Below are 21,378 nucleotides of genomic sequence, written 5' to 3'. Positions count from 1 at the left end.
GTGCCTATCTCCTTGTGATCATTAGGCTGAGACTGGTCCGAATGGTGGTGCGCCAGCGCGATCGCGTTTGAGCTCGTAGATATTATCGTTGTGGAGCATCCAGAGAAAATGATCCCATAGTTCCCCGGCAGCATCCCCTTTGGGCACACTGTGGATAACTGGACCATAATAACCAACATTGGAATCTTCCAATGCAATCGTTGGTACCCCGAAAGCATGATAACGCTTTACGGCCTCTTCATGATCTTTAATCACATCCTGGATCGTTGAATCATCGGCCAGGGCTTTTTCTACAAACCCAGCTTCCAGGCCAGCGGTGGCGGCACTGGCTTCAACAACCTCACGGGTACGAATATCCTCTTTGCGTCCATGGGCGGCATTGCCTAAGGCAATATAGAGTTTTTCAAATGCCTCATTGCCATGTAAACGGCGTGCCAATGCTAACGTGCGTAATGCTGCCCAGCCATAGCCATTAACATAATCCGGCTGTGCATCTGGCTGTCGATTGACGATTTCCAGACTGAAGAGACGCCAGGTGATTTGAATCGGGCGTATCTGCCGTGCTTCACGCGCCCACAATGCTGTGCGCCAGGCTAAGGGACACAGTGGATCGACGTGGAAGTTAATATGCGTGGTACCTGTCTCGTTTGTACTCATCAGAGAAAACCTTCTTTCAATATACTAGTGTTCTGCTTACGATACTTTATAAAGTGAAGTGAGCTTTTATAGCATACGTTCACTGTGTAAAGTATGTCAAGAAAAAAGCCTTTTACATAAAACGTCTGGAGCGCTTCTTGTGCTGTCTGGTAGCTATCAACGTACATGTCTTTTATGTTATGGGGCGCGCTTATCGATTTTATATGGTAGACTGGGTGAGAGGATGGAACACGTTTCGCGTTGTGGGAGAAGAAATATGTCCAGGAAATTGTTATGGGGAACCGGCGTTGTGGCTGCGATTGTGCTGGTAATTGCGTTTGTGCTCTTTTATTATTTGCCCTCTTCTAGAAGCAACCAACCTCTGGTAGGAACTGTAACGAGAAGCAATGGAGGCTCTACAATGCTACTGATTTTTTCAAAAACCGCAGGTTACAGGCATGCATCAATTGAGAATGGTATTGATGCGATTCATAAGCTTGCGGCTGTTCATCATGTAGAAGTGCAGGCAACCGAGGACTCTAGTGTTTTTACCGATGAAAATCTGGCCCGTTACCAGGCGGTTATTTTCTTGAGTACAACGGGCAACATTCTGGATGATGCCCAGAAGGCGGCGTTTGAACGGTATATACGCGCTGGAGGCGGTTTCGTGGGTGTGCATGCTGCCAGTGATACCGAGTATAGCTGGACCTGGTATGGACAATTAGTTGGTTCATTCTTCAAAAATCATCCAGCAATCTCGCAGGCCACGGTCAGGGTTGAGGATGGACAAAATCGCTCGACCTCAATGTTGCCCAAAAAGTGGGAGCGCACTGATGAGTGGTATAACTATCGGGAGAATCCACGCAACCGCGTGCATGTGTTGCTAACCCTGGATGAATCCACCTATAAAGGTGGTGAAATGGGAACGGATCATCCTGTTTCCTGGTACCATGAGTTTGAAGGTGGGCGTGCCTGGTATACTGGCATGGGCCATACTGCTGAAAGCTTTGCTGAACCATTGTTTCTGGCCCATCTGTGGGGTGGTATCAGCTATGCTGCTAAACTTGAGTCATAAACATTCCAGCTGACAAAGCTATGCCGTGGCAGGCAACAGGTTGAACTACATAGATAGTGACATGAATAAAAGAGAGCAGGCTGGCGGAAAGTAACTCTGCCAGCCTGCTCTCTTTATCCTCTAAGCCTGCTGATACTAGATCAGTGGCTTGTTGGATGGAGTTTTAGCACTCGCTATGGCCGCAGCTATAGCATTTGCGGCAACCCTCTTCGTAAACCATGGTGTTGCAGCCGCACTCAGGACACAGGTTACCAGTGACCTTCAATTGACTGAAGTTGACGTGCTGGTTCTGTTCCTGCGCTGGTGCCTCAATGGCAGCCACTGGACTGTCATCGTGTGATTCCACTGTTACGGCAGGCACTGCTTCCTGCAACGTATCTAAATGGAGCTCGATAGCGCGAGCAACGGCATCTGGCAGTGAGCGAACTTGCTGGGCGCCGAAGCCGACCGAGCGGCTACCACCGATACCACGCAGTTGATTGGTGATTTCTTGCGCCCGATCAGTCTGAGATAATGGACTGAGCAACTGCAAGTTGATCGAGATCAAGCGGCCCAGAGCCTCGGAAAGAGCCGCAATGTCACTACCAGCCTTACCAACGTTAACAAAGACTTCAAAGGGTCCTTGATCATCGCTGTTGATGGTGATATTGATTTTACCCTCTGGCGCATTGACCTGTCGGGTATAGCCCTGCATCACGGCTGGACGTTGCTTGATGCCCTGATGAATCGAGGTCACTGGCTCAAACATAGGCGCCTGAACCACTTCTGGCTCAGCGGGCTTTTGCGCTTTCTTCTCATCTTCAACACGGGTCAGAACAGCATCGCGTGAACCATCACGGTAGTAGGTGACACCCTTACAGCCCATTTCATAGGCCAGGCGATAGAGTGTCTGTACCTGCTCAACGGTATGGTCATTTGGCGCATTCACAGTCTTACTAATGCTTGAGTCGGTATAACGCTGGATCATTCCCTGGACACGCACATGTTCCTCAGGAGTGAGATCCTTGGAAGAAACAAAGTACGCAGGTGTTGTCTCGTTTGGATGTTTCTCGCGCCACTCCTGCAGCAGTGGATGATACATGATATGCTCACCAGTGCGGTCGCGGCGGATCATCGCAAAGTCATAGACAGGCTCGATGCCGGAACTGACACCGGACAACAGACTGGTGGTGCCGGTTGGGGCCTGGGTCAGGATCACTGCATTACGGATACCCTGCTTACGGATCTTCTCCTGGATTGGCTTGGGTAAGCGTTTAATGAATTTACCCTGCATGTACTTATCGCGATCAAATTTCGGGAACGCACCTTTTTCCGCCGCATTTTCGGACGAGGCATCATAGGACGCATTACGAATTGTGGTATAGATGCGCTCGATGACTGGCAGCGACTCTTCACTACCATAAGAAATTTCCATCTTCAGCAGTGCATCAGCCAGACCCATGGTTCCCAGGCCAGTACGACGTGTGCTCATCTGTGCGTCGCGGTTTTCAGGAATGAAGTATTCATTGGCATCAACCACATTATCCAGGAAGCGCATCGCAATCCTGCTAACCTTTGCCAGACGCTCGAAATCCATCTTACCGTCGTGAACAAACGAGGACAGATTGAGCGCACCCAGGTTACAGACACCATATGGTGGAAGTCCCTGCTCACCACAATTATGGACCACCAGGCCATTGGCTACAAACAGGTGTGCTTCTGGTTCAGTGAGATCATACACTGCCTCTTCACCATCCGCCGTGAGGCTCTTGAAGGTTGCAGTGAATTCTTCTTTATATGGCCCACGTTTGTAAGCTGCAACGAGATCTTCTAACTTGCTCTGCTTTTCCTGGGTCAGGAAACTAATCTGATGAGCAAAGGCGCTGAAACTTCCCTTTGAAATGACCAGATCATGATAACTCTGGCACTCATAAGAAGAACTGCCACCTTTGCCATCTGGTAGTTCGCGTGAGCCAGCTTCACGGCGCTCTGTATAGATACGAGAGTAAATGCCGAAGTTCAGTAAGAGTTGCTGTACACCTTCTAGCAGTTGTTGGCTGACAGATGTCAACCGTACCGAGGCGCCTTTCTCAATGCTTCCCTGTACTGAGCCATCAGCGGTAAACAATGCGGAGAGGAAACCTTTCTGCATTTCATGGTTACCACGGAAGACCGATGGTGGTACTTGTAGTTTGTTACTCAACAGTTCAGGATCAATGAGGCGCAGGAGGCGTACAGATTCCACACGGGTTTCGTCGCGATCAGCAACCTTCTGGGCGCCAACTACATATTGTCTCTGACCTTCAGGGGCGGCAACAAGCCGATTAACTGCTTCAGCAAATTGTGGTGCGATCGCTTGCTCACTACCAAAGAATGAGAGCATCACACTACCTGCACGACGAGTATTGATTGAGCCATCGCCGACCAACCAGCCTAGCACCCGACCCAGGTCAGCATTGCCCGTTGTACCGAAGTAGCCTTCAGCATGTAAGAGCTTAATTTTGTCGCCAGCATTCAGCGTTCCCGCTTCTTTCCAGCCCCCTGTGGTCAGAACCTTATGGTCCTCTGTCAGACGCAGTGTATAACCTTCATTTGTTTGTAAGCGGAATACAGGTTTGATACCAGTTGAGAAAACATGGCTTGCCTGACGGAGCGCAACATTCTCGGCCTCTGGCGATACGACAGTGACAGGAGCAGCTATTTCTGCCAGTTCGCTGGCTGGGATGAGTCCCTGATCTGTATAGATCAGAGTATCGCCAGTCACACAAGGATTTACGCAGCGAATATCCTCATAGTACCAGGTGTTGGACTCTTTATTGTAGCGATCCATGAACACCAGGCCTGGCTCGGCTGATTCCCAGGCTGAAGTACAGATCAGATCCCACAGATGACGGGCACGAATGGTCTTTTTAACCTCACCCTGCCAGGTCAGATTCCAATCAGCGTCTTCTTTAACGGCTTGCATAAACGCATCAGAGACACAGACTGACAGGTTAGCATGCTCGATTTTACCTGCTGTCCGTTTTACCGTAATAAATTCTTCTATGTCAGGATGCGTGTCATCAAGCATAAGCATTAAGGCGCCCCGTCTGGACCCACCTTGTTGAATAACATCTCCTGTCGCTACTGAGTATAATTGCGCCCAGGAACATGGTCCGGAGGCGGTACCATTAACGGTCTTGATGTAGGAACCACGGGGACGCAGGGTTGAAAGATTGATACCCACACCACCACCACGCGCCATGATCTCGGTCATGACTTTGAGATTATCGAGAATACCCTGGCGACTGTCTTCAGGGCTAGGCACCACGAAACAATTATAAAATGTCACCTGATGTCCGGTGCCTGCACCAGCTAAAATACGCCCACCGGGCACAAATTGAAAATCGGTCAGGGCTTCATAGAAAAGTTTTTCCCACTCAGCGCGTTTCTCTTCGGTCTGTTCAACGGCCGCAATACCACGTGCCACACGCTGCCAGAGTTGTTCGGGATAGAACTCCAGGGCATTACCATCAGGATCTTTAAGTGAATAGCGATCCATGAAAACCTTCTGGCGAATGCCTTCTAACTGGGTTACATGCTGGTTATTCGTCTCACTACTCTCGACAGAATGGGCTTCTTGCTCTAGCATCCTGGACTGCTCCTCTTTTTTGTGTTTCGTTATTTCATATATTAGTAAAGGATCGTTTTTGCTTGCCATTCGCGGGGCAATGGAATTTTTCTGTGTTTTGTTTACCGCCCTCAGTATACTCGCAAATGTGGCCAAAAACAACCCTCAAGACACAACATGTTGATTTTTGTTTTGCTTCTAGCACAATATGTTGATGTAAGACACAGTATGATATTATAAGACTACCCATAACAGTTAGCAAGAGTGAGCTGTTTTGGTACTATCTAAAAAGGCTATGATTGCCTGAAATGCAGGAGGATGCATGCGCGCAGAGATTTTATCCTGTGGTACTGAGCTACTACTAGGCCATATCAGTGATACGAACGCTACTTATCTGGCACAAAGTCTGGCGGCCCAGGGCATTGATCTTTATCATGTCTCGCAGGTTGGTGATAACCAGGGACGTGTAGTCGAGTTGTTACGTCAGGCGTGGGAACGCTCTGAGTTGATTATCATGACCGGTGGACTGGGGCCAACTGAAGACGATCTGACCCGTGAATCGATTGCTGAGCTTCTGGGTGAAAAGATGGAGCTTGAACCTGAGCTTGAGGCCAATTTACGTGCTCGCTTTGCTCATTCCAGTCCGATGCCTGAACGCAACTTGAAGCAGGCCACCCTCATTCCTTCGGCCGAAAGCATTGCAAATCCGGTGGGGTCGGCCCCGGGATGGTGGGTAGAGAAAGATGGACGCATCCTGGTGGCGATGCCTGGTGTACCACGTGAGATGTATCGCATGTGGGAAGAGGAAGTTACTCCTCGTCTGGCAAAGTATACCGGTGGCTTGATCTTTACCCGCCTTTTGCGCGTTTATGGATTGGGTGAGTCGTCCGTTGAGGAGGCTTTGAGCTCACTCTTGTCTTCGACCAATCCTACTATTGCTACCTATGCCAAAGCCGATGCTGTAGATGTGCGGATTACCGCTAAAGCAGACCGTACCGAAGATGCCATACAACTGGTCGCTGGAATGGAAGAGCAGGCCCGTGCTTTGCTAGGGGATCACGTGTTTGGTATTGAGGGTGATACGCTGGCCAGCGTCATTGGTAAAGCACTTCAGGAACGTCAACAGAATCTGAGCGTGATGGAATCCTTGACGGGTGGCCTGCTTGCCAGCACGATTACAGACTTCCAGAGTAGCTCCAGGCACTTTCTGGGCGGCATTGTGACATATAGCACCGATTTCAAAGTCCAGACGGGTGTACCCCAGGAGACAGTAGATCGCTATGGTGTGATCAGTGAAGAGACTGCCCGCGCGATGGCTCATGCTGTTCGTGAGCGTCTGGGTAGCGATTTTGGTATCGGTGTCACTGGCGTTGCAGGTCCAGACAAGCAAGAAGATAAACCAGTTGGAACTGTCTATATCGCGGTAGAAGGCCCACAGGGGACCGTCACGTGCATGGGACCCGGTTGGCGCGGCGGACGTGCAGACAATAAACGCCATGCCGTTCTGACTGCCCTTAATCTGTTACGGCGCTATCTTCAGGGAACTGTTACCCCGCAATAAGTATCTTTTCTAGATACTCCATCCGTGTCTGTACTAAGAAGGCACCTGATAAGCGGCCAGCGATTGTACTTGTCACCTCTGGTTGGTAGTGATATCATCAGGTGCGAAGAAATAACACAGACGAAAGGGTGGGTAGGTGATCAACAGCCATTTGTGTCACGACCCAGTGTGTGCACCCTATGGACACAACGAACCAGAAAGCACAGAAACCTCGAAAAGACCGCACCGAGCGCAAAAAGTCCGGGCGGTCTCGTTTTCGTCTTAATCGTTCATCCTCATTTTTCAAGCTTTTCGCCATCCTGGGACCAGGATTGATCGCGGCCAATGCTGGCAATGATGCTGGTGGTATTGCTACTTTTTCAACCTCAGGTGCAACCTATCAATATGATCTGCTCTGGGCACTTGTTGTGGCTGGTTTCTGCCTGGCCATTGTACAAGAGATGTGTGCTCGTATGGGAGTGATTACCGGTAAAGGCCTGGCGGACCTTATTCGCGAGCAGTTTGGTGTGCGCTGGACTGCCGTGGCGATGTTAGCCTTGCTGGTAGCCAATACAGGTGTTACCATCTCTGAATTTCTTGGTATTGCCGCCAGCGTGCAGGTGTTTGCGAACAATGTTCATACCCCCTGGGTATATGTCGTTGTGCCGGTAAGCGGCCTGGCTTTATGGTGGATGGTCACCAAGGGCTCCTATCGGCGGGTTGAAAAAATCTTTTTATTTATGTCCCTCGGTTTTCTAGCCTATGTGCCAGCAGCCTTTGCCTCGAATCCAAATTGGGGTACGGTGGCGCATAGCGTTGTGTTGCCGCATATTAGTGGCAACAATGCCTATTTACTGGCTGCAGTTGCCCTGGTTGGTACAACGATCAGTCCATATATGCAGTTCTTTGTGCAATCCTCGGTGGCCGACAAAGGGATTCCGGCTAACGAATATGTTTATGAAAAACTTGATGTATACAGTGGCACCATCTTTGCTGTATTGATTGCTGGCTTTGTTGTCATAACCACAGGAGCCGCTTTGTATCCCCACACGGTAAATGATCCTCTTGAGGCGGCTATGGCTCTAAACAAACTGGCTGGTGGTTTTTCTTTATATCTGTTTGGCATTGGACTCTTTGGAGCATCGTTGCTGGCAGCGGCGGTCCTACCTCTTTCAACTGCTTATGGAATTTGTGAGGCGTTCGGTTTTGAACGTGGCGTTTCACGTAGCTTTAGTGAAGCACCTGTTTTTCAAAGTATCTTTACTGGACTCATCATCATCAGTGTGCTGATCACGATGATCCCTAACCTGCCGATTATCCAGGTGCTGGTCATCTTACAAAGCTTGAATGCGGCCATGGTGCCCATTCTGTTGATTTTTATCATCTTACTGGTCAATAACCGCCGTTTAATGGGACGTCATGTTAATGGGTTAGTTTTCAACATCATCTCCTGGGCGACCGTCATCCTTGTCACTGCCCTGGTTCTCCTCTTACTGGGTACCACCATCTGGTCCGCCATCGCCGGAGGCTAAAGGGCTTGTTTGTAGGGCCGTTCTGCATTGTGCAGCGGTCCTACAACTTTCAATGCGTATTTTCGTATCTGAGTTAGTAAGATATCAGACACGATCTACAAGGCAGACATGGAATAGCTCAGTCCTCTGCGATGTTTATGATTGTATATGGTAAACTTATACACGAGACCACTTTTTTTGATTTCCAGAAATGAGGCAGAATGTGTATAATAGCAATCCCGACGACTATGCTAAATATCGTGAGAATAATGGGAATGCTCAAGAGATAGAGTATGATCATCCAGAATATTATCATGCTCCTGCTGAACGCTCAGCACCCCATTCTGCTCAACCTGATCCCTATGGGCTCTATCCACAAAACCCATACGTAGATAGCTATACAGGTTCCTCCTCTTATCAATCCTCGACACCTGATCCATATACGGCAGAGCCGTCATATCCGCCATATAGTGGACCCGGACAGGAATATCGCGGTCCACAAAGTGTGGAGCAGTATGCTGCTCAGCAACAAGAGCAGGCGGGCACTGCGCCGAAAGGTCGTTCACGCAAAGGGGCGGCCGGATTGAGTGGCGTGTTGCTTGCCATTGGCAGTTTTTTATTGAAATTTAAGAGTCTGGCCTTTTTACTGAAGTTTGGTGGTTTTGGTTTTTCGGCTCTGGCATCAGTCTTTGTCTATTCCTTCATCTTTGGTTGGCAATTCGCGATTGGACTGGTGGTGATGCTTTTTATTCACGAGATGGGCCATGCCGTCGTGATGAAGCTTAAAGGCATTCCCGTGGGCGGGATGATCTTTATACCGATGTTTGGTGCTGCGGTAACTATGCGCCAGATGCCACAAAACGCTAGAGATGAGGCTGAGGTAGGTATCGCTGGACCAATTGCGGGCGCGCTTGCGGCCAGCGCCTGTTTGTTCATGGCGTTACAGCACCAGGGAGGGATCTGGGCCCCACTGGCCTACTTTGGTTTTTTTATGAACCTGTTTAACCTGATCCCAATAGTTCCTTTTGATGGAGGTCGCGTGCTCGCCGCCATCGATCGTCGCGTCTGGTTCATTGGTTTTGCCGCCCTGCTGGGTTATCAGATCTGGCAATGGATGTCTGGCAACTTTTATCCCTGGTTGTTGCTGTTTGTATTCATGGCTGCGACGCAGCTATGGACGCGAGGCATGCATTCAAAGAATGCTCAGACGCATGCGTATTATGATGTACCACTCAGTGCGCGTATCTTAATCGGCCTGTTGTATTTTGGCCTGGTGGCTGTCTTGTTTTTAGGCATGACATTTGCCCATAATCTGATTCCGATCAATCAATAACTCACATCAAAAAGGTTGCGCTGGTATTCTTATGAAGAGAAAACCAGCGCAACCTTTTTTTGATGCCTTTTATTTCGTGCGTACCTCAACGCCTGCCTGGTCCTCCAGGATTTTGAGGAGAGCGGTATAGTCGTCTTTGCCATAGCCAGCATCCTGCGTTTTGGTATACAGTTTGCGTGCCAGGGCAGTCATGGCCACCTCAGTCTGATTTTCCTGGGCCAGATCCAGAGCCAGGCCAAGATCTTTGTGCAGCAGATCAGTCATAAAGCCAGGTTGAAAACTGCCATTGAAGGCGCGCAACGGAAATTGATTGGCAAGCTGCCAGCTGGCACCTGTGCTGATCCCGATAATTTTGGCCATGGTCTCGACATCTGCTCCGGCTTTGACGCCCAGAACCAGAGCTTCGGCGGTTGAGGCGGCGATAGTACCGACAAGCATGTTATTAATAATCTTGACGACTTCGCCAGAGCCATTGGGGCCTACATAAAGAATATTCTCTTTTTTGCCCATCGCTTCCAGTACAGGGCGAGCCTTTTCAAAAATATCTTTCTCTCCACCAACCATAATCGAGAGGGTGCCGTTGACCGCACCCTGTGAGCCACCACTGACTGGAGCATCCAGGAAATAGACGCCTTTGGCGCTGGCTTTCTCTGCCAATGCACGGCTGATTGAGGGAGCGATCGTACTCATATCAACAATGATTAATCCTTTGCGTGCACCTTCCAGAATGCCACCAGTGCCTGTGACAACCTCTTCGACCTGTGGAGAGTCAGGAACCATGGTAATCACGATCTCGGAAGCCATGGCGACAGCACGTGCCGATGGTGCCAGGTGGGCACCAGCACTCAACACTTCTTGAACCTCAGCTTTTTCAGGATGGCGGGCAAAGACAGTGACATCATGGCCTGCTTTGAGCAGGTTGAGGGTCATAGGCCGACCCATAACTCCAATGCCGATAAAACCGATCTGCATAACTGTATTTCCTTTCGCTCCATAGGGATATCGTCTTACTAGCGCAGCCGCTGGCCAGACCTGTAGTGGAGACGGGCTGAGAAGAAATTATTCTTCCTCAGCCATCTCCACTACAAGTGCTCCGCCCTGAACGACTGCGCCTTCTGCATAATAGATGCGCTGTATTTTTCCAGCATAGGGTGCGGTAATCGCATGTTCCATTTTCATCGCACTGAGAATGAGCAATACCTGGCGCGCTTCTACTATATCACCTTCCTGAGCCTGAACTTTGACAATGGTACCGGCCATAGGGGCGGTCAGACTTTTTTGTTTCTGCAACTGACTGGAACCATGGGCTGCGCTGGCAATTTCTGGTGGGCGGGTCCGTTCAAGTCGATACTGTTGTCCCGCCATGAACAGTTGTATTTCATATTGCTGCGCTTGAACATACAGCGCTTGCTGGGAATGTTGCGTCTTGATAAGCAGACGGTTTTCATTTTCTACCAGCCCGATTACCTCCATGGGCTCTCTTTGATCAATACTGATCAACCAGCTTTCCAGGCGTTGCGTAGTGGGGCGGATGCCTACCTGATACTCTTGTTCCTGGTAAGTATAGGTGAGCGTACGTTCACCGCCTGTTGTACGCCATGGACCCAGACTTTGCCAGGGATTCGGGCTGTGTGGCATGCGTGCTACATCCTGCATGTCCTGTTTGACCACTGTGATGGCTGCGGCTGCCAGGATGGTATCGGGAAGCTCGGGCTGTATTTTTGTGTCTGGTAGACTGTGTAGCTCCAAAAAGTTGGTGGGCGTTTCACCAGCATAAAAGGCAGGATGCAGGCTGATCGCATGGAGCAGTGAAATGTTGGTGGTGACACCAAAGATGGCGCAGCGCTCCAATGCAGCGCGCAGGCGGGCGATGGCTGCGGGACGCTGTTCGGCATAGACGATCAGCTTGGCGAGCATGGGATCATAATATTGAGAAATCTCATCGCCAGCCGCCACGCCACTATCAACGCGTACACCAGGTCCAACAGGTGAGATAAAGCCGGTAATCAGTCCAGTTGAAGGCAAGAATTGTTGTTGGGGATCCTCTGCATATAGTCGCACCTCGATAGCATGTCCACGAGGTGTGAGTTTCTCCTGTTGCAAGTCGAGCGGTTCACCGGACGCGATATATAATTGTTGACGAACCAGATCCAGACCTGTGACAAGTTCAGTGACTGGATGCTCAACTTGCAAGCGTGTATTCATTTCCAGAAAATAGAATTGCTGATCCGAGTCCAGCATAAACTCCAGCGTGCCTGCATTGACATAGTTGGCAGCCCGAGCAATGCGGATCGCTACAGCCCCCATCTGGGCACGCAAGGTGGGCGTTAGCGCAATCGAGGGACTCTCCTCAACGATTTTTTGATGGCGGCGCTGAATTGAGCACTCACGTTCACCTAAGTGCACAATGTTACCATGGGTATCGGCAAGGATCTGTATCTCAATGTGGCGCGGTTGTTGTAGATAGCGTTCAAGAAAAACAGTACCGTCACCAAAGGCGGCTAAAGCTTCCCGTTGGGCACCTGCTAGCTGTGGCAGAAACTCAGCCTCATTTTCTACCACACGCATCCCTTACCGCCGCCGCCTGCTGAAGCCTTGATCAGCAGTGGAAAGCCAATACGTAATGCCTCCTGTTGGAGCACTGCCTTATCCTGGCTTTCTCCATTATAACCAGGAACGGTAGGAGCATTGACCTCATGGGCGATGCGTTTGGCCGCAATTTTTGATCCCATCAGGCGCATTGAAGCGGCGGAAGGACCAATGAAAATAATACCTGCCTGTTCACAGGCTTCCGCGAATTCAGCATTCTCAGACAAGAAGCCGTATCCTGGATGAATAGCCTCGGCTCCGCTTTCACGGGCGGCGTTTAGAATAGCCTGTGTATTTAAATAGCTCTGGGTAGCAGGGGCAGGTCCGATCGGGTAAGCCTCATCAGCAAACAGAACGTGTCGGGCGTGTTGATCAGCATCGGAGTAGACCGCAACGCTGCGGATGTCCATTTCACGGCAGGTTGCCATGATGCGGACAGCAATCTCTCCTCGATTGGCAATCAAAATTTTCTTGAACATAGTTCCTCGTTAAACTAGCCACTGTGGAGAACGTTTTTCTAAAAATGCGCGTAGCCCCTCTTGTCCCTCCGGACTAACACGCAGGCGGGCGATTGTTTGGGCGGTATGGAGCCGGACATCTTCTTTATTCATCTGGCCAATCTCTAGCGCGAGCGCTTTACAGGCGCGGATGGCCTGGGGGGCACCGCTGACCAACTCATTGGCGGCCCGATTGACGGCATCATCCAGATTGGCGGTTGGTACAACTGAGTGAACCAGACCAATTTCATGGGCGCGAGCGGCACTAAAGCGTTCACCCGTAACAAACAGCACCCGGGCCATATTCTCACCGATCTTGCGGATCGCAAAAGGAGAGATCACGGCGGGAGCAATACCCAGTTTTACTTCGCTAAAAGCAAAACGTGCTCCCTCAGCAGCAATGACAATATCACAGACAGCGGTCAATCCTACGCCCCCCCCAGCGCATCACCATTGATACGCGCAATTACAGGACAGGGAAACGTATTGATGGTGCGCAGCATATCCGAAAGGCGCAGGGCATCCTCTACATTTTGCTCTTCTGTATACGTGATCGCTTCCTGCATCATATGGACATCGGCACCAGCGCAGAAAGCTTTGCCCTCGCCCGTTAAAATAACGCCATGCAGGCGCTCATCGCTCCGCAGGGCAGTAAAGACATCTGTAAGTTCTGCAATCAATTGTGCATTCAATGCATTGCGAACCTGTGGACGATTGAGGGTCACAATTGCAAATTTATCCTCAAAACTACGTTCGAGGGTCAGGTGATTGTAGTGCTCTACCATATTCTCGCCTTTCAAGCTACTCACTTAAATCCATTTGCGGTAGCGGAAATACCACACTTGTCCTATAGTCACGATGATCATAAAGAATAATACAAACCAAAAATTCAGGCCACCATCGTTTTCAACCTGGGGTGAATGGCCGAAATTCTGACCGAAGACCCCGGTTACAAAGGTGATTGGTAGAAAGATCGTTGAGATCAGCGCCAATTGTTTCATGATCTCGTTTTGCCTATTGGCCACCGTGGTCAGATAAACATCCAATAAGCCACTCATTAGATCACGATACGAGTCGATCACTTCAAAGGTACGTATCAGGTGGTCATGAACATCGGCGAAGTATGGTTCGACCGACGTTGGTATGAAATCACCGGTACGTGTAATCAGTGAGTTTGAGACTTCAACCTGCGGACTGATGACACGGCGCATCTGAGCCAGCACGCGTTTCATACCAAAGATACGGCCCTGGACTTCATTGCTGGTTTGCTCAACGGTCTGATTTTCTAACTCATCAACCAGATCATCAATGTCTTCCAGTATTGGAAAGTAGCTATCAACCAGGCTATCCAATACAGCGTGGAGCATATACGACATGCCTTGTTTAATCAGGTTAAACTCGGATGTATCCTCCCGAATCGCTTGATGGAGTTCATCAAGCCAGGACATATGCGCCTGGTGGATAGTAATCAAAAAGTTTTTACCAAAGACAATATCAAGCTTTGGTGTACGGGCCTCAACCTCCTCTGTATTAAATTCCAGACCATGGACCACCAGATAAAAGTAGTTGTGGTAACTGATTAACTTGGCGCGTTCATGCACCTCCTGGATTTTATCAATGGTTAAGGGTAGGAGTTGAAACTCACTGGTGAGCATCTCTGTATATTTGTCCAACTGTGTTTCAGATAGAAGAATATCCAGCCAGACCACCGCCTGGGGGTCCTGGAGTGCATCATGCAATTGCCCAAGTGAGCAATCGACCTTCAACGATCCCTGCTGCCAGACAATATTTTGTTGCATAATTTTTGCTATGTCCTTTTGCATATGTAAGATTGGTAAGGATGATAGAGGCATAAGTGTTTGGATCGCTTCTCAATAAAAAAACGATCCAGCCATATTTTATTATCCTCAACTGATACACGGAATCGCAGAAAGGTTTGGATACCAGTAAGTAACGCGCCAGTTTACATACGAAACACGCCAAAAGGTCTTTCTGGTATTGGAGCATTGAGCGCGGCCGCGATTCCCAGTCCAAGTACAGTACGTGTATCTCTTGGATCAATAATGCCATCATCCCAGAGGTGAGCGGTACTATAATAAGGATTGCCCTCTTCTTCATACTTGTCCAGAATTGGTTGTATAAAGCTCGCTTCTTCTTCTTCGCTCATACTCTTGCCACGTGCCGCCAGTCCGTCTTTGCGGACCGTTGCCAGCACTGTCGCGGCTTGCTGACCTCCCATGACTGAGATGCGGGCATTGGGCCACATCCAGAGTTGGTGGGGGAATAGGCGCGTCCACACATGCCATAGTTGCCCGCACCAAAAGACCCGCCGATAATGACCGTGAATTTTGGTACAGGTGCATTAGCGACAGCCATGACCATTTTGGCTCCATCTTTAGCGATGCCACCGTTCTCATACTGTCGTCCGACCATGAAGCCGGTAATATTTTGTAAGAAGATCAAAGGTGTCTGACGCTGCACACATAACTCAATAAAGTGTGTGGCTTTGAGGGAGCTTTCTGAGAAGAGAATACCATTATTGGCGATGATACCGACAGGATATCCCATCAGGCGAGCAAAACCACAGACCAGGGTAGTTCCATATAAAGCTTTAAACTCATGGAAATCGCTATCATCAACCAGGCGGGCGATAACCTCGCGGACATCATAGCTGCGGCGATTATCGGCCGGGACCAATCCAAGCAAATCATTGGCATCATAGCGAGGTGCAACGGGTGGACGAATATCCCAGGGAATATGCTTGCGGCGATTGAGGTGTGAGACAATACTGCGGCAGATAGCCAGAGCATGCTCATCGTTTAACGCATAGTGGTCGGTGACCCCCGAGGTGCGACTATGCACATCGGCTCCGCCCAGATCTTCAGCGCTCACCTCTTCTCCAGTAGCCGCTTTCACCAGGGGGGGACCACCCAGAAAGATGGTGCCATTGCCGCGTACAATGACGGTCTCATCGCTCATAGCGGGTACATAAGCACCACCCGCTGTACATGATCCCATCACGACCGCAATCTGTGGAATACGCTGGCTGGACATGCGGGCCTGATTATAGAAGATACGACCGAAATGATCCCGATCGGGAAAGACATCAGCCTGTAATGGAAGAAAAGCGCCACCTGAATCGACCAGGTAGACGCAGGGAAGCTGATTTTGCTCGGCAATCTCTTGAGCGCGCAGATGCTTTTTTACGGTGAGGGGATAGTATGTTCCCCCCTTCACGGTAGCATCATTGGCGACGATGACACATTCCTGGCCTTCAATCAAACCGATGCCAGTTACAATGCCAGCAGACGGTGCCTCGTTGTCATACACATCCCAGGCAGCTAATGGACTGAATTCCAGAAAAGCAGTATTGGGATCGCACAGCAATTCAATGCGTTCACGAGCCAGTAATTTGTTCCGTTTGCGGTGTTTGGCGATGGCCTCGGTCCCGCCTGCCTGCTGAACGCGCTGGATATTTTTGGTAAGTTGCTCGATGAGACCTTGAAAATACTGTGTATTCTCAACAAAATCAGAGCTATGACGATCTATATGGGTTTCAATGATGGACATAGTCACTACATCCTCTCAACAGCGATGATAGAATAGGATTTATGTTGTAAACATCACGCTTCATTGCGCCATAAATGAGCATATCACTCTGTCTGATGGGCGTCAAGGGACGCTTACAAGCCTGCACAAGCCGCGTTTCGTCTTGACAGGATGGAGCCCTTTCGTGTACTATACATATGTGAAATTAGGAACAGATGTTAAAGTTGCTCAACTTTGACCTGGCAGAAAGATCTCACAGTTATGTTTCATTTCTAGCAACTTTAGCGGTAGCCTGAATAGCTACTGTGTTTATCCTCTCGCGATCACTACTATTATTTTAAAAGAACATAAAGGGTTTGCAAAACAAACTATGAAGACATATGCGACCGTCGTCCTTGCAGCAGGTAAGGGTACGCGGATGCGTTCAACGTTGTCAAAACTCCTCCATCCACTGGCTGGGCAGCCACTATTGGCCCATGTTCTGAAATCTGTTGAGTCTATTCCCACCACTACGGCTTTCTCTTCCTGGCGTGCCAGTGTAACCACCAGCCGTCCTATTGTGGTTGGGGCATGAGTCTGAACAGATTTTAGCCGCTTTTGGAGAGCGCTGCCAGTATGCGATGCAGCATGAGCAACTAGGAACCGGCCATGCCGTCCTGGCCGCTCAAGAGGCCGTTGATGCGCTTGAACCTTTACCTGAAACCGTCCTTGTATGCTATGGTGATACCCCACTGGTGAGAAATGAAATGCTTGCCAGAGTGCTGGCTGTCCACCTTGAACAACAAGCTATTGTTACCTTCTTGACCGCGAATGCAGACGCCTCATCTGACTATGGGCGTGTGGTGCGTGATAAACAGGGTCATGTCCGTGAAATCGTGGAAGTCAAGCGTGCCACGCCTGAGCAATTGCAGATTACAGAAGTCAACTCCGGTGTGTATTGTTTTGACCGTGCCTGGCTCTGGCAGTCCTTGCAAGCGTTACCACGTAATGCCGGTGGTGAATATTATCTCACTGATTTGATCGCTGTTGCTGGCTCGCAGGAGCGTCGGATCGCCACCGTGAGTGGTTCCCTGGATGAGACGCTGGGTGTCAATAATCGCGTACAATTGGCCCAGGCTGAGCAAGTGATGCGTCAGCGTATCCTGGAGCGCCATATGTACGCCGGGGTTACTATTCAGGATCCTGCTTCAACGTACATAGAAGAAGATGTGCAGATTGGCACGGATACGGTTATTTTGCCAGGAACCATGCTGAGTGGAACAACTACTATTGGTTCATGGTGCCGTATTGGTCCTGGTACCACGATTGCCGACTCTACTATCGGAGACCGTTGTGTCATTCGCAACTCGGCATTAGAGGAATCCGTATTAGAGGAAGAGGTGAGTGTAGGTCCATTCAGCCATTGCCGACCGGGTGCACACCTGGCCCGTGGCGTAAAGATGGGGAATTTTGGCGAAGTCAAAAACTCGTATATCGGTGCCGAGACAGATGTTCACCATTTTAGTTATCTTGGTGACGCTACGGTCGGAGCCCATGTTAATATTGGTGCTGGCACGATTACCTCTAATTATAATGGACTTACCAAAGAAAAATATCGAACAACCATCGGGGATGGTGCCTTTATCGGTTGTGATACAGTGCTTGTACCGCCTATAACAGTTGGTGAACACGCCATGACTGGGTCAAGCGCACTAGTAAATAAAGATGTTCCACCGCACGCGCTGGTGTATGGTGTTCCTGCACGACTTGCGCGTATATTGCCTTCATCAGAAGATGAGGCAAGTCAAGGTGACACAAAGGAATAGGTGCTTCTATGGACGGCCCTGGCTTATCGAGCTTAGCCGCCACTATTAATTTCCATGCCGCACAATTTGATGCACAGGCCTGGCTACAGCTGATTGTGATGTTTGTGATGCTGGTGCTCTGTGCACTGGCATCATCCGCTGAGACCGCGTTTACCTCGGTCAATCGCATCAAGCTGAAAAATTTGGCTGAAGAAGGCGACAAAAAGATGCTCAAGATCGAGCGCCTCTTAGCTGAACCAAATGTGTTTCTCTCGACCATCCTGGTCGTAAATAGTGTAGCCGTGATTGTCGCATCCAGTATGGCGACCGTTTTAACGCTACGCTTCTTCTCTGCCTCATTTGGCGAGTTAATCGCCTCAGTTCTTACTTCTCTGGTGGTCCTGATTTTTTGTGAGATTTCGCCCAAGACCGCTGCCGTACAGAATCCTTTGCGCTGGGCGCGCTTTTTTATCGATCCTGTTCGGGCAACTGCCTGGATCTTGCGGCCGATAATCTGGTTACTCAATGCCGTCACGTCTGGTCTTGTGCGCTTGCTCGGTGGTGAAATGAAGCATCGTGGCCCATTTATTACAGAGGATGAGTTACGCTTGCTGGTAACGGTGAGTGAAGAAGAGGGTGTCTTAGAAGAAGAAGAGACCGAGATGATCCGTAGTATCTTTGCCTTTGCGGATACAACGGTACGTGAGGTCATGGTGCCGCGTATCGATATGGTCACTTTGCCAAGTACTGCGACCGTTAACCAGGCGGTTGACCTGGCCATGCAAGGTGGCTTCTCGCGTATTCCAGTCTACGAAGCTGCGGTCGGGGTTGATGATATCCTGGGTATTCTCTATACCAAAGACATGTTGCGTCAGTTGCGCGAGAACCACGGAGCACTCCCCATCCATAACCTGGTCCGTACAGCTTATTGTGTACCAGAGACCAAGAAGCTGGATGATCTGTTGCGTGAGTTACGGCAAAGTCGCACGCATATGGCGATGGTCATTGATGAATATGGCTCGGTCGCAGGATTGGTCACCATCGAAGATCTGATGGAAGAGATCGTGGGAGATATTCAGGATGAATATGACCATGAAGAGAAGCTCTATGAAGTTTTAAGCGACCATGAGTACATCATAGACGCCAAAATGAGCATCTATGATTTTAATGCGCTGCTCGATACTCACATGGATGATAGCGACTACGAGACCCTGGGTGGTTTTGTGTATGCTCAGTTGGATAAGATCCCCGGTGTAGGAGATACCATCGCGTTTGAAAACTTGACGTTGACAGTTCTGGCCACCCGTGGTCGACGTATTCTCAAGATACGTGTTGAACGTCATGAAAAAGAGCAGGAGGACATGCTGCTCTTGCCTGCGGCTGGAGAAACCGATTCTGAGTCCCTGATGGACACACCTGAAGAGAAAGAGCAACCATCAGAGCCATCGTCCAATTATGAATATAAAGGTGCGTGATCTATGCTTTCAGCTTTTGCCACATTGCCTGAATCTGTACGAATTTTTGAGGTAGGGCCTCGTGATGGTTTACAGAACGAAAAGGTGCAGATTCCGACTGAGCAGAAAATTCAGTTTATTCAATTGCTGGCAGAAGCTGGCCTGCCCGTAGTGGAAGCCACCTCCTTTGTCAGTCCACGGGCGATTCCGCAGTTGAGCGATGCTGCGACTGTGATGGCAGGACTGAAGCGGCTAGAGACTGTAGAATATCCGGTACTGGTCCCAAACCTCAAAGGCATGGAGCGCGCACTGGCTGCCGGAGTGCGTTCCATTGCAGTATTTACCGGGGCCAGTGAGAGTTTTACACGCCACAATATTAATGCCACGATTGCCGAAAGCCTGGCCAATTTTCGTCCTGTCCTGCAACTGGCCGGGCAGGAAGGTATTCCTGTGCGTGGTTATATCTCGACCGTCTTTGGCTGTCCCTATGAAGGAGTAGTTGATCCTCGTCGTGTGCTGGCAGTAGCGCAAGAATTGCTGGCAGCAGGAGTTACCGAACTATCGCTGGGAGATACGATTGGAGTTGCCACACCACTACAGGTTGTGCATGTCCTGGAACTGCTACTGGATGCAGGTTTACCTGTGAAGCAACTGGGAGTGCACTTCCATGACACGCGTGGGACCGCCCTGGCCAATGTCCTGGCGTCTTTACAGATGGGTATCACGACGATTGATTCCTCAGCAGGCGGCCTGGGTGGCTGTCCCTATGCTCCTGGCGCAGCAGGGAATCTGGCTACAGAAGATCTGCTCTATATGTTGCATGGTATGGGTATTCAGACCGGTGTTGATCTTGATAAGGTGGTGGAAGCCACGCGTTATATTGCCCCGTTTCTGGGTCATTTACCAACCAGTAAGTATTATCAAGCGGCAATTGCGGCTGCGGGAAATGCATAATGACTGTCGCGTTGAAGGATATTCGTCAGGCGATTGCTCTGTTGGAATTATCTGGCATGCCAGTTTGTATTCACTCATCCCTGCGTTCCTTTGGTCTAGTTGAGCGTGGTGCCGAAACGATTGTTGAGGGCTTTCTGGCCGAAGGTTGTACCGTGCTGGTGCCTACCTTTTCTGATGCTGCCTTCGCTATCGCTCCACCGGACCTGCCTCAGATGCGCCCCGCACGTAATGGGATCCATTATGAACGATTGACCGAGAGATTCTATATGGGAGGCAACCAGACGTATACCACGGACTCACGTGAAATAAATCTCACTATGGGCCTGATCCCTCAATATATTGTTGAGCACCCCCAGCGCATACGAGGCAATCATCCTTTAAATTCCTTTGCGGCCCTGGGACCACTGGCCCGCACCTTGATTGAGGGGCAGGATGCGTTGGATGTCTACGCTCCCTTGCATACGCTGACATTGATGCATGGTTCAGTGGTCTTGATGGGAGTTGGGCTGGAACGTATGACATTTCTGCATTATGCCGAGCAGGTTGCCGGACGCGAATTATTTCGGCGCTGGGCGCATGGTCCTGATCACCGTCCGATGCTTGTAACCGTGGGCAGTTGTTCAGAGGGATTTGGACGTCTGGCACCTATCCTGTCACCCTCGCGTCAAAAGTTGATGGTTGGTCAGAGTTCCTGGCAGGTCTTCGCGGCTGGAGAAGCGTTGCAGGCAGCCTCACAGGCTATACAAGAGCAGCCAGATATCACGCATTGTGCTGATCCAGAATGTATCCGTTGTAATGATGCCATTAAAGGGGGACCACTCCTCGTTGTGTGAGGAGCGATCCCCTTTAATGGCATCATTGGATGAG

At 49.9% G+C, this 21,378-nt stretch carries 14 protein-coding genes and 3 pseudogenes; 9 read left to right on the top strand and 8 right to left on the bottom strand.

All coding sequences use genetic code 11. The features are described 5' to 3' along the window. Window positions 1–21: 21 nt before the first annotated feature. Window positions 22–657 carry a mycothiol-dependent nitroreductase Rv2466c family protein gene (locus KDW_RS02725; protein WP_151754541.1) on the bottom strand — a complete coding sequence of 212 codons (636 nt, stop codon included), beginning with the start codon at window positions 655–657 and terminating at the stop codon, window positions 22–24. A 256-nt stretch (window positions 658–913) separates the two neighbouring features. On the opposite strand from KDW_RS02725, the gene KDW_RS02720 reads away from it, so the two are divergent. Continuing rightward, a complete protein-coding gene (locus tag KDW_RS02720; RefSeq protein WP_151754540.1) occupies window positions 914–1,711 on the top strand; it encodes a ThuA domain-containing protein in 798 nt (265 codons plus the stop codon). A gap of 163 nt (window positions 1,712–1,874) precedes the next feature. On the opposite strand, the gene KDW_RS02715 is transcribed toward KDW_RS02720, so the two are convergent. Beyond that, window positions 1,875–5,321, bottom strand: a complete 3,447-nt coding sequence (locus tag KDW_RS02715; RefSeq protein ID WP_162004898.1) for a ribonucleotide reductase barrel domain-containing protein — start codon at window positions 5,319–5,321, stop codon at window positions 1,875–1,877. Between the two features lie 301 nt (window positions 5,322–5,622). Between KDW_RS02715 and KDW_RS02710 the strand changes: the two genes are divergently transcribed. The 3 genes from KDW_RS02710 (at window position 5,623) to KDW_RS02700 (ending at window position 9,684) form a co-directional block, all read left to right on the top strand. Then, complete coding sequence (locus KDW_RS02710) at window positions 5,623–6,861, top strand: competence/damage-inducible protein A (RefSeq protein ID WP_151754538.1); 1,239 nt, start codon at window positions 5,623–5,625, stop codon at window positions 6,859–6,861. Between the two features lie 179 nt (window positions 6,862–7,040). Next, window positions 7,041–8,372 carry an Nramp family divalent metal transporter gene (locus tag KDW_RS02705; RefSeq protein WP_151754537.1) on the top strand — a complete coding sequence of 444 codons (1,332 nt, stop codon included), beginning with the start codon at window positions 7,041–7,043 and terminating at the stop codon, window positions 8,370–8,372. A gap of 202 nt (window positions 8,373–8,574) precedes the next feature. After that, window positions 8,575–9,684 carry a site-2 protease family protein gene (locus KDW_RS02700; RefSeq protein WP_162004897.1) on the top strand — a complete coding sequence of 370 codons (1,110 nt, stop codon included), beginning with the start codon at window positions 8,575–8,577 and terminating at the stop codon, window positions 9,682–9,684. A 69-nt stretch (window positions 9,685–9,753) separates the two neighbouring features. On the opposite strand, the gene KDW_RS02695 is transcribed toward KDW_RS02700, so the two are convergent. The 6 genes and pseudogenes from KDW_RS02695 to KDW_RS02675 form a co-directional block, all read right to left on the bottom strand. Beyond that, window positions 9,754–10,656, bottom strand: coding sequence for an NAD(P)-dependent oxidoreductase (locus KDW_RS02695; RefSeq protein ID WP_151754535.1), 903 nt, complete (start codon window positions 10,654–10,656; stop codon window positions 9,754–9,756). A gap of 87 nt (window positions 10,657–10,743) precedes the next feature. Then, window positions 10,744–10,944: a biotin/lipoyl-containing protein gene (locus KDW_RS33575; RefSeq protein WP_233097756.1), complete on the bottom strand. Its 201-nt coding sequence runs from the start codon at window positions 10,942–10,944 to the stop codon at window positions 10,744–10,746. Window positions 10,945–11,487: 543 nt separating this feature from the next. Beyond that, window positions 11,488–12,701, bottom strand: a pseudogene (locus tag KDW_RS33570) (acetyl-CoA carboxylase biotin carboxylase subunit); the annotation flags it as partial. Window positions 12,702–12,761: 60 nt separating this feature from the next. Continuing rightward, window positions 12,762–13,555 (bottom strand): annotated as a pseudogene (locus tag KDW_RS33565) (enoyl-CoA hydratase-related protein). A 24-nt stretch (window positions 13,556–13,579) separates the two neighbouring features. Further along, a complete protein-coding gene (gene corA, locus KDW_RS02680; RefSeq protein WP_162004896.1) occupies window positions 13,580–14,569 on the bottom strand; it encodes a magnesium/cobalt transporter CorA in 990 nt (329 codons plus the stop codon). 164 nt (window positions 14,570–14,733) lie between these two features. Next, window positions 14,734–16,340 (bottom strand): annotated as a pseudogene (locus tag KDW_RS02675) (carboxyl transferase domain-containing protein). A 349-nt stretch (window positions 16,341–16,689) separates the two neighbouring features. Between KDW_RS02675 and KDW_RS02670 the strand changes: the two are divergent. Genes KDW_RS02670 through KDW_RS02650 form a run of 5 tightly spaced genes read left to right on the top strand, consistent with a single transcriptional unit; the run spans window position 16,690 to window position 21,344 of the window. Then, window positions 16,690–16,893: an NTP transferase domain-containing protein gene (locus KDW_RS02670; RefSeq protein WP_151754533.1), complete on the top strand. Its 204-nt coding sequence runs from the start codon at window positions 16,690–16,692 to the stop codon at window positions 16,891–16,893. Then, complete coding sequence (glmU, locus tag KDW_RS02665) at window positions 16,883–18,124, top strand: bifunctional UDP-N-acetylglucosamine diphosphorylase/glucosamine-1-phosphate N-acetyltransferase GlmU (protein WP_198925173.1); 1,242 nt, start codon at window positions 16,883–16,885, stop codon at window positions 18,122–18,124. Before KDW_RS02670 ends, glmU begins: the two co-directional genes overlap by 11 nt. Before the next feature lie 8 nt (window positions 18,125–18,132). Next, window positions 18,133–19,578, top strand: a complete 1,446-nt coding sequence (locus tag KDW_RS02660) for a hemolysin family protein (RefSeq protein ID WP_151754531.1) — start codon at window positions 18,133–18,135, stop codon at window positions 19,576–19,578. Window positions 19,579–19,581: 3 nt separating this feature from the next. Further along, window positions 19,582–20,511, top strand: coding sequence for a hydroxymethylglutaryl-CoA lyase (locus KDW_RS02655; RefSeq protein ID WP_151754530.1), 930 nt, complete (start codon window positions 19,582–19,584; stop codon window positions 20,509–20,511). After that, window positions 20,511–21,344, top strand: coding sequence for an AAC(3) family N-acetyltransferase (locus tag KDW_RS02650; RefSeq protein ID WP_151754529.1), 834 nt, complete (start codon window positions 20,511–20,513; stop codon window positions 21,342–21,344). Before KDW_RS02655 ends, KDW_RS02650 begins: the two co-directional genes overlap by 1 nt. Window positions 21,345–21,378 lie beyond the last annotated feature (34 nt).

Source organism: Dictyobacter vulcani, assembly GCF_008974265.1.
Taxonomy (GTDB): domain Bacteria; phylum Chloroflexota; class Ktedonobacteria; order Ktedonobacterales; family Ktedonobacteraceae; genus Dictyobacter; species Dictyobacter vulcani.
This window is presented reverse-complemented; position numbering and strand designations above follow the sequence as displayed.

What these genes read in the sequence shown, in the direction of transcription:
- KDW_RS02725 (WP_151754541.1), bottom strand. Translation starts at nt 657, where the DNA reads ATGAGTACAAACGAGACAGGTACCACGCATATTAACTTCCACGTCGAT.
- KDW_RS02720 (WP_151754540.1), top strand. Translation starts at nt 914, where the DNA reads ATGTCCAGGAAATTGTTATGGGGAACCGGCGTTGTGGCTGCGATTGTG.
- KDW_RS02715 (WP_162004898.1), bottom strand. Translation starts at nt 5,321, where the DNA reads ATGCTAGAGCAAGAAGCCCATTCTGTCGAGAGTAGTGAGACGAATAAC.
- KDW_RS02710 (WP_151754538.1), top strand. Translation starts at nt 5,623, where the DNA reads ATGCGCGCAGAGATTTTATCCTGTGGTACTGAGCTACTACTAGGCCAT.
- KDW_RS02705 (WP_151754537.1), top strand. Translation starts at nt 7,041, where the DNA reads ATGGACACAACGAACCAGAAAGCACAGAAACCTCGAAAAGACCGCACC.
- KDW_RS02695 (WP_151754535.1), bottom strand. Translation starts at nt 10,656, where the DNA reads ATGCAGATCGGTTTTATCGGCATTGGAGTTATGGGTCGGCCTATGACC.
- KDW_RS33575 (WP_233097756.1), bottom strand. Translation starts at nt 10,944, where the DNA reads ATGGCCGGTACCATTGTCAAAGTTCAGGCTCAGGAAGGTGATATAGTA.
- corA (WP_162004896.1), bottom strand. Translation starts at nt 14,569, where the DNA reads ATGCAACAAAATATTGTCTGGCAGCAGGGATCGTTGAAGGTCGATTGC.
- KDW_RS02670 (WP_151754533.1), top strand. Translation starts at nt 16,690, where the DNA reads ATGAAGACATATGCGACCGTCGTCCTTGCAGCAGGTAAGGGTACGCGG.
- KDW_RS02660 (WP_151754531.1), top strand. Translation starts at nt 18,133, where the DNA reads ATGGACGGCCCTGGCTTATCGAGCTTAGCCGCCACTATTAATTTCCAT.
- KDW_RS02655 (WP_151754530.1), top strand. Translation starts at nt 19,582, where the DNA reads ATGCTTTCAGCTTTTGCCACATTGCCTGAATCTGTACGAATTTTTGAG.
- KDW_RS02650 (WP_151754529.1), top strand. Translation starts at nt 20,511, where the DNA reads ATGACTGTCGCGTTGAAGGATATTCGTCAGGCGATTGCTCTGTTGGAA.